General features: G+C 69.7%; 4 protein-coding genes. 3 read left to right on the top strand and 1 reads right to left on the bottom strand.

Annotated elements, in window-relative coordinates; genetic code table 11:
- Nucleotides 1–644: 644 nt before the first annotated feature.
- The 3 genes from EIL87_RS19720 to EIL87_RS19710 all read left to right on the top strand — a co-directional run bounded on the left by EIL87_RS19720 (nt 645) and on the right by EIL87_RS19710 (nt 5,495).
- Nucleotides 645–1,391, top strand: a complete 747-nt coding sequence (locus EIL87_RS19720; RefSeq protein ID WP_125092029.1) for a type 1 glutamine amidotransferase — start codon at nt 645–647, stop codon at nt 1,389–1,391.
- A 51-nt stretch (nt 1,392–1,442) separates the two neighbouring features.
- Nucleotides 1,443–4,484 (top strand): bifunctional [glutamine synthetase] adenylyltransferase/[glutamine synthetase]-adenylyl-L-tyrosine phosphorylase, encoded by a 3,042-nt coding sequence (locus tag EIL87_RS19715; protein ID WP_125092028.1) that lies wholly within the window; start codon nt 1,443–1,445, stop codon nt 4,482–4,484.
- A gap of 150 nt (nt 4,485–4,634) precedes the next feature.
- The gene (locus tag EIL87_RS19710) at nt 4,635–5,495 is read left to right on the top strand and encodes an SMP-30/gluconolactonase/LRE family protein (RefSeq protein ID WP_125092027.1); all 861 of its coding nucleotides are present in this window, start codon (nt 4,635–4,637) and stop codon (nt 5,493–5,495) included.
- Nucleotides 5,496–5,753: 258 nt separating this feature from the next.
- On the opposite strand, the gene glnA is transcribed toward EIL87_RS19710, so the two are convergent.
- Nucleotides 5,754–7,178 (bottom strand): type I glutamate--ammonia ligase, encoded by a 1,425-nt coding sequence (glnA, locus tag EIL87_RS19705; protein ID WP_125092026.1) that lies wholly within the window; start codon nt 7,176–7,178, stop codon nt 5,754–5,756.
- Nucleotides 7,179–7,421 lie beyond the last annotated feature (243 nt).

Raw genomic sequence — 7,421 nt, 5'->3', positions numbered from 1 at the left:
TGCACTCGACAGGGTGTGGGAGAGTAAGACACCGCCGACACATACCTTGGTGGGGCGGGGCAGAAGGTGAGAACCTTCTGCCCCGCCCCTTTTTTCATGCCCCTTTTCCAGCCACGAGCTCGACCTTTCGAGCCGCTGGATCGACACATGCTCGGTTCCGCGCAAATCTGCCTGTCGCACTTTTCGTGGTGTCGGATGGTGTCGTCTTCCGATCAGCGGCCTCGTGGCGCGCCAGGCCTGCGCTCGTTCTCGGACGCGGCTGTACCGGGCGCTTTGTGTAGCGACCCGGATTCCCCGCTTTCGGTGTGGATTAGTTCGCAGGTGATGGGCGTTGAGGTCGCCCTCGACGACCGCTTGCCCAGCTCCGGTACGGGTGGTCACGCCGTCTTGCCATCCCGTCACGATCGCTCCCCGTCCCTCGGGACTGGCGAACCCTTCGCCTCACCTGTGCGATCATTTCGCTTCGTGCGCTCTCTCATGCGTCTCACCAGACCTCGGTGGACGCCTTCGCGGTGGGTCAGGACCAGTTCGTTGACCCCGGTTTCGGGGCGAACGTCGGGTCTGGCCTGTGCGGGATTAGCTCGGGGGATGTGCGTCTGCTGTGTGCGTTGAGCGATCGAAGTGGTGGCCCGTAGGCTCGTGCCATGAGCGGTGTTCGAATCCTGGTGGTGCAGCCGTCGCGCATCGATCCTCCTGGTGCCCTGGGCGATTGGCTGACCGACGCGGGTGCCGAACTCGACGTCGTCCTGCCGGCGGAGCGAGCGCTGCCGAGCGTGGAGGACTACGACGGCCTGGTGGTGCTCGGCGGCGAGATGGGCGCCTACGACGACGTCGACTTCCCATGGCTCGCCGACGTGCGGACGATGCTCAGCGGTGCGGTGGCCAAACGCATGCCGGTGCTGGCGATCTGCCTCGGTGCGCAGCTGCTCGCCGCGGCGACCGGTGGGCAGGTCCGGCCGAGCCGGAGCGGTCCTGAAGTTGGCACGCTGCTGGTGGCCAAGCGCGATGTCGCCGCCGAGGATCCGTTGCTCGGCCCGCTCCCGCTGACGCCGGACGTCGTGCAGTTCCACCGTGACGAGTTCACGCTGCCGCCCTCGGCGCAGCTGCTGGCCTCCTCACCGAAGTGCGACAACCAGGCGTTCCGGTTGGGCGACTGCGCCTACGGCCTGCAGTTCCACATCGAGACCACACCCGAGGTGGTCCTCGAGTGGGCCCGGACGTCGCCGGAGATGGCGGCCACCGCGCGACCGGGGCAGCTCGACCCGGAACACCTCGAGGAGTTCCACGCCGATCTCGCCGAGACCTGGCAACCCGTGGCGGAGCGGTTCGTGCGCATCGTCGCCACGCCTCCGGAGGAGCGGAAGGCGAGCAGGTTCCTCCCGCTGGCGTGACCTCGTGCAGGTGGCCTCACGCGGAGGTGCGCAGCGGGCTACGGTTCGGTCATGGCCAACAGCAAGTCCACCCGGTCCGGTTCGGTGCCGTCGACGGCCCGGTTCGGGTTCAGCGACACCGACCGCGCCGAGGAGCAGCTGACGAGGTTGGGCTGGTGGTCGGACCGCGGTCCCGGTGGTGCCGAGCCGCTGCTGGCCGCGTTGTCGCGCACGCCTGACCCCGATCTGGCCTTGCACTCGTTGGACCGGCTGCAGGAAGCAGAACCGGGGCAGTGGCGGCGGCTCGCCGACGCGCTGACGAAGGACGTCGGGTTGCGCGGCAGGCTGTTCAGCGTCCTCGGGGAATCCACGGCGCTCGCAGACCACCTGGTCGCGCACCCCGGCGACTGGACCCGCCTGACGTCCGAGGCGACGCCACCGGAAACCATCGACGAGTGGAGCGCGGCACTGCTGGAGGCCGTCGGCGCAGAAGGCGACGGCGAGCCGGGAACCGAGGGCGGACCTGTCGCGCAGGTGCAGGGGCACGAGGCCGTGCGAGCGCTCCGCTCCACCTACCGGGCGCTGCTTCTCGACGTCGCCGCGCGCGACCTGGGCGCCATCGCCGAGCCGAGCCTGCCGGCGGTGCCGTACGACGAGATCGCGGAGATGCTCTCCGACATGGCCGTCGCGGCGCTCCGGGCGGCGTTGGCAGTGGCCGTGGCTGAGCTGCGCAACGGCGGGATCGACGAGGTGCCGCGGTTGTCGGTCATCGCCATGGGCAAGTGCGGTGGCCGGGAGCTGAACTACGTCAGCGACGTCGACGTGGTGTTCGTGGCCGACAGCGAAGCCGACATCGCCGCCGGAACCCGGTTGGCGAGCACGATGATGCGGGTCGTCGGACCGGCCTTCTTCGAGATCGACGCCAACCTGCGCCCGGAGGGCAAGGCGGGTGCGCTGGTCCGCACGCTCGACGGGCACCTCAACTACTACCGGCGCTGGGCCCGGACGTGGGAGTTCCAGGCGTTGCTGAAGGCACGTCCGGTGGCCGGTGACGCCGAGCTGGGCGTGCGGTACCTCAACGCGGTGCGGCCGATGGTGTGGACGGCGGCCGAGCGCGAGAACTTCGTGGCGGACGTGCGCTCGATGCGGCGCAGGGTCGAGGAGCACGTGCCGTCGGACCTGGCGGAGCGCGAGCTGAAACTGGGTCGTGGTGGGCTGCGCGACGTGGAGTTCGCGGTGCAGCTGCTGCAGATGGTGCACGGGCGCAGCGACGAATCGCTGCGGTCGTCGTCCACCCTGGAAGCGTTGCGTGCGCTCGGCGACGGCGGTTACGTGGCACGGGCGGACGCCGCCGACCTGATCGACTCGTACCGGTTCCTGCGGACGGTTGAGCACCGGCTGCAGCTGCGCCAGCTGCGACGGACCCACCTGATGCCGGAGTTCGACGACTCCGAAGCCCTGGGCGTGCTCGGGCGGGCCGTCGGCTTGCGCTCCAGCGGGCGGAACTCGGTGGCGCAGGCGCTGGTGGCCGAGTTCCGCAGGCACGCCAAGCGGGTTCGGCGGTTGCACGAGAAGTTGTTCTACCGGCCGCTGCTGGAAGCGGTCGCGAACGTGCCGACGGAGGCGATGCGGCTGACGACGTCGGCCGCCGCCGAACGGCTCGCCGCGCTGGGCTACACCTCGCCGCAGGGAGCGCTGCGGCACATCGGGGCGCTGACCTCAGGAGTCTCGCGCCGGGCAAGCATCCAGGGCGCGCTGCTGCCGGTGCTGCTGGACCTGCTGGGCAACACCCCGGACCCCGACGGGGGCCTGCTGGCCTACCGCAAGGTGTCCGAAGCGCTGGCCGAAACCCCCTGGTACCTGCGGTTGTTGCGCGACGAGGGAGTGGTGGCCGAGCGGCTCGCGCAACTGCTGGGCACGTCGAAGCTGGTGCCGGAGCTGCTGATCCGCGCTCCCGAGGTGCTGCGGCTGCTGGCCGACACACCCGCGCTGGCGGAACGCGGGTCGCAGGAAGCGGCGATCTCGTTGCGCAGCACGGTCGGCCGCTACACCGATCCGCAGCGCGCGGCCGCGGCCGCGCGGTCGCTGCGGCGCCACGAGCTGCTCCGCATAGCCTGCGCCGACCTGCTGGGCCTGGTGGAGCTCGACACGGTGTGCCACGGGCTGTCGAACATCTGGGTCGCGGTGCTGGAGTCGGCCCTGGACGTGTGCGTGCGGGACATCGCCTCGCGCTGGGAGGGCGAGGTCCCGGCTCGGCTCGCGGTGATCGGGATGGGGCGGCTCGGCGGCGCTGAGCTCGGCTACGGCTCGGACGCCGACGTGATGTTCGTCTGCGAACCCGTCGGCGACGCCGAGGAGTCGACGGCGCTGAAGTTCGCGAAGACCGTGGTCGAGCAGGTCCGCCGGTTGTTGGGCGCACCGAGCCAGGACCCGCCGTTGGAGGTCGACATCGACCTCCGCCCGGAGGGCAAGCAGGGACCGCTGGTGCGGACGCTGGACTCCTACCTCTCCTACTACCGGCGCTGGGGTGAGCCCTGGGAGTTCCAGGCGTTGCTGCGGGCCCGGGCGGTGGCCGGTGACGCGGACCTGGGGGAGCGGTTCTGCCGCGTCATCGACCCGATCCGCTACCCGGAGGGCGGTCTCGACGAGGCCAAGACGCGCGAGATACGCCGGATCAAGGCCCGCGTCGACGCCGAACGACTGCCGCGCGGTGCCGATCCGGCGACCCACACCAAGCTCGGTCGCGGCGGCCTGGCGGACGTGGAGTGGACGCTGCAGCTGCTGCAGCTGCAGCACGCCCACGAAGTCCCGGCTCTGCGCACGACGTCGACGCTGGACGGCCTGCGCGCCGCGGCCGACGCCGGGCTGCTCAGCGAGTCGGACGTCCAGCACCTGATCGACGCGTGGACGCTGGCGACCCGGTTCCGCAACGCGGTGATGCTGGTGCGCGGCAAGCCGGGCGACCAGCTGCCCAAGAACGCGCAGGAGCGCGTCGCGGTGGCCGCCGCCCTCGGACATCCGGCCGACGTCGACACCGGCGAGGTCGTCGACGACTACCTGCGCGTGACCCGGCACGCCAGGAACGTCGTCGAGCAGGTCTTCTACGAGGACTGACCCCGACCTGGGGCCGTGGAACTGGGCCGGTCGAGTGGTTCAGACCTCGATCAGGGCGGGTGGGTGTGGAAACCCGCCGGTCGGCGGTCCCCCGGGCCTCGAACGGGTCCCTAGCCTGATCACGGCACCGCGGTCGGGATGGGGGACGGGATGTCCGAGGACTTCGAGCTGCTCGTCGACCGGCAGGCGCTCTGCGGGACCAGCCCGCTGTGGATGTCCGCCCAGAACTGCGTGTACTGGGTCGATCTTCTGCGCCGCGAACTGCACACCTACTACCGCGGCACCGGTGTCGACGAAGTCCGCGTGCTCCCCGGCAAGGTCACCGCGCTGGGCACCACGCGGCAGGGACAGCTCATCGCCGCGGCCGACGGCGGTTTCTCGCGGGTGCACCTCGGCCGCTCCGGTCTGGAACCGGTCGTGCAGGTGCGCAACGGCGACCGGATGAGCGCCGGAGGCTGCGACCCGGCCGGCCGTTTCGTGGCCTGCACCCTCACCCACTCCTCCGACCTGCGCGCCAGCGGCTGCTACGTCCTGGAGGGCCACCGCGCCCGCCTGCTCTTCGACGGGCTGACCGCGCCCGGTGGGGTGGCGTGGAGCCCGGACGGCAGCCGGATGTACGTGGTGGACCTGCGCACCATCTGGACCTACGACTACGACGCCCAGCGCGCCCGCGCCTACGCCGGGCGCAAGTGGGTCGTCTGCGCGGAGACCGAAGGCAACCCGGAAGGCATCGCGGTGGACTCCGACGGTTGCGTGTGGGCCGCGATGCACTGGTCCGGGCGGATCCACCGCTACTCCCCGAGCGGGGACCTGGAGACGGTCCTGTGGGCACCCACCCGTCGCGTCACCGGCCTGGCCTTCGGCGGTTCGCGGCTGGAGGAGCTGTACGTGACCTCGGCGTGCTTCGGCTACGACGAACCCGCCCTCACCGCGGACCCCTACGCGGGTGCGCTCCTGCGCTTCCGGCCCGGCGCGACCGGAACGCCGCTGACCCCGTGGCAAGGGATGTGACCACCGGCTCCGGTCCGGGTTTGCCTCTCCGTGGCGGGTCGGGTCCGGAAGGCACACCACAGCGGCTCCCGGGACTCCGTGCGCCAGACCCGGTGCACGGAGTCGCGGCGTCCTCGCCACCGAAGCCTGCGGCGGGAGTCCCGCGCCGGGAACAGCGGCTATCGCCGCAGTCGTGGGAACAGCGGTTCATAGCACTGGTGGGCATGAACGACAACGGCCCGCCGGCGAACCGGCGGGCCGTTGTGGCTGGTCATCGACTCACACGTCGAAGTACAGCGCGAACTCGTGCGGGTGCGGGCGGAGGCGGATCGGGTCGATCTCCTCCTCGCGCTTCAACCGGATCCAGGTCTCGACCAGGTCCGGGGTGAACACGCCACCCTCGAGCAGGAAGTCGTGGTCGGCTTCCAGGTTGTCGATCGCCTCGGCCAGCGAGGTCGGGACGGTCGGCACGTTCTTGGCCTCTTCCGGCGGGAGCTCGTAGAGGTCCTTGTCGATCGGCTCAGCCGGCTCGATCTTGTTCTTGATGCCGTCGAGACCGGCCATCATCATCGCGGCGAACGCCAGGTACGGGTTGCCGGACGGGTCCGGGCAGCGGAACTCGACGCGCTTGGCCTTCGGGTTCGAGCCGGTGATCGGGATGCGCATGCAGGCGGAGCGGTTCCGCTGCGAGTACACCAGGTTCACCGGGGCCTCGTAGCCGGGGACCAGGCGGTGGTAGGAGTTCACCGACGGGTTGGTGAAGGCCAGCAGCTTCGGCGCGTGGTGCAGGATGCCGCCGATGTAGTAGCGCGCGGTGTCCGACAGACCGGCGTAACCGGCCTCGTCGTAGAACAGCGGGCTGCCGTCCTTCCACAGCGACTGGTGCGTGTGCATGCCCGAACCGTTGTCCTCGAACAGCGGCTTCGGCATGAACGTCACGGTCTTGCCGTTGTCCCAGGCGGTGTTCTTGATGATGTACTTGAACAGCTGCAAGTCGTCCGCCGCGTGCAGCAGCGTGTTGAACTTGTAGTTGATCTCCGCCTGGCCGCCGGTGCCGACCTCGTGGTGCGCGCGCTCGATGGTGAAGCCCGAGTCCTGCAGCTGCCGCACCATCTTGTCGCGCAGGTCCGCGAAGTGGTCGTACGGGGAGACGGGGAAGTAGCCGCCCTTCATCCGGGTCTTGTAGCCCCGGTTGCCGCCCTCCTCGTCGCGGCCGGTGTTCCACCAACCCTCGACGGAGTCGACCTCGGCGAAGGTCTTGTTCGGGGCCTCCCCGAACTTCACCTCGTCGAAGATGTAGAACTCGGCCTCGGCACCGAAGAACGCGGTGTCCGCCACGCCCGACTCGGCCAGGTACTGCTCGGCCTTGCGCGCGATGTTGCGCGGGTCGCGGCTGTAGGGCTCCAGCGTGAACGGGTCGTGCACGAAGAAGTTGAGGATCAGCGTCTTCTCTTCGCGGAACGGGTCCACTCGCGCGGTGTAGGGGTCCGGCAGCAGCAGCATGTCGGACTCGTGGATCGACTGGAAGCCGCGCACGGAGGAGCCGTCGAAGGCAAGGCCGTTGGTGAAGGCGTCCTCGTCGAACGCGCCGGCGGGCACAGTGAAGTGCTGCATGATGCCCGGCAGGTCGCAGAACCGGACATCGACGAATTTGACGTCCTCATCGGCGATGAAGCGGAGGACCTCGTCTGGATTCTTGAACAAGCTCGGTGGCTCCTTCATGCAGTCGTACAGCTCACCGGTGCCACGTCGTTCAGTCGCCGCCGGCTCGGATCTCACGGTATGTCAGCGGTGTTGCCCCGGCGTCTCCTGAATGTTTCGCGGGCGTTAACTGCCACCCGAACGGGTGGTCCCGGTTACACCCCGCGGCCGAAGTTGATGCTCTGGGCGGGGTGCCGAGAGCGGTGCGTACCCTGGATGACGTGCGAAATGTCCTCGGCTCTTGGC

This window comes from Saccharopolyspora rhizosphaerae, from assembly GCF_003931915.1.
In the GTDB taxonomy this organism is placed as follows: domain Bacteria; phylum Actinomycetota; class Actinomycetes; order Mycobacteriales; family Pseudonocardiaceae; genus Saccharopolyspora; species Saccharopolyspora rhizosphaerae.
This window is presented reverse-complemented; position numbering and strand designations above follow the sequence as displayed.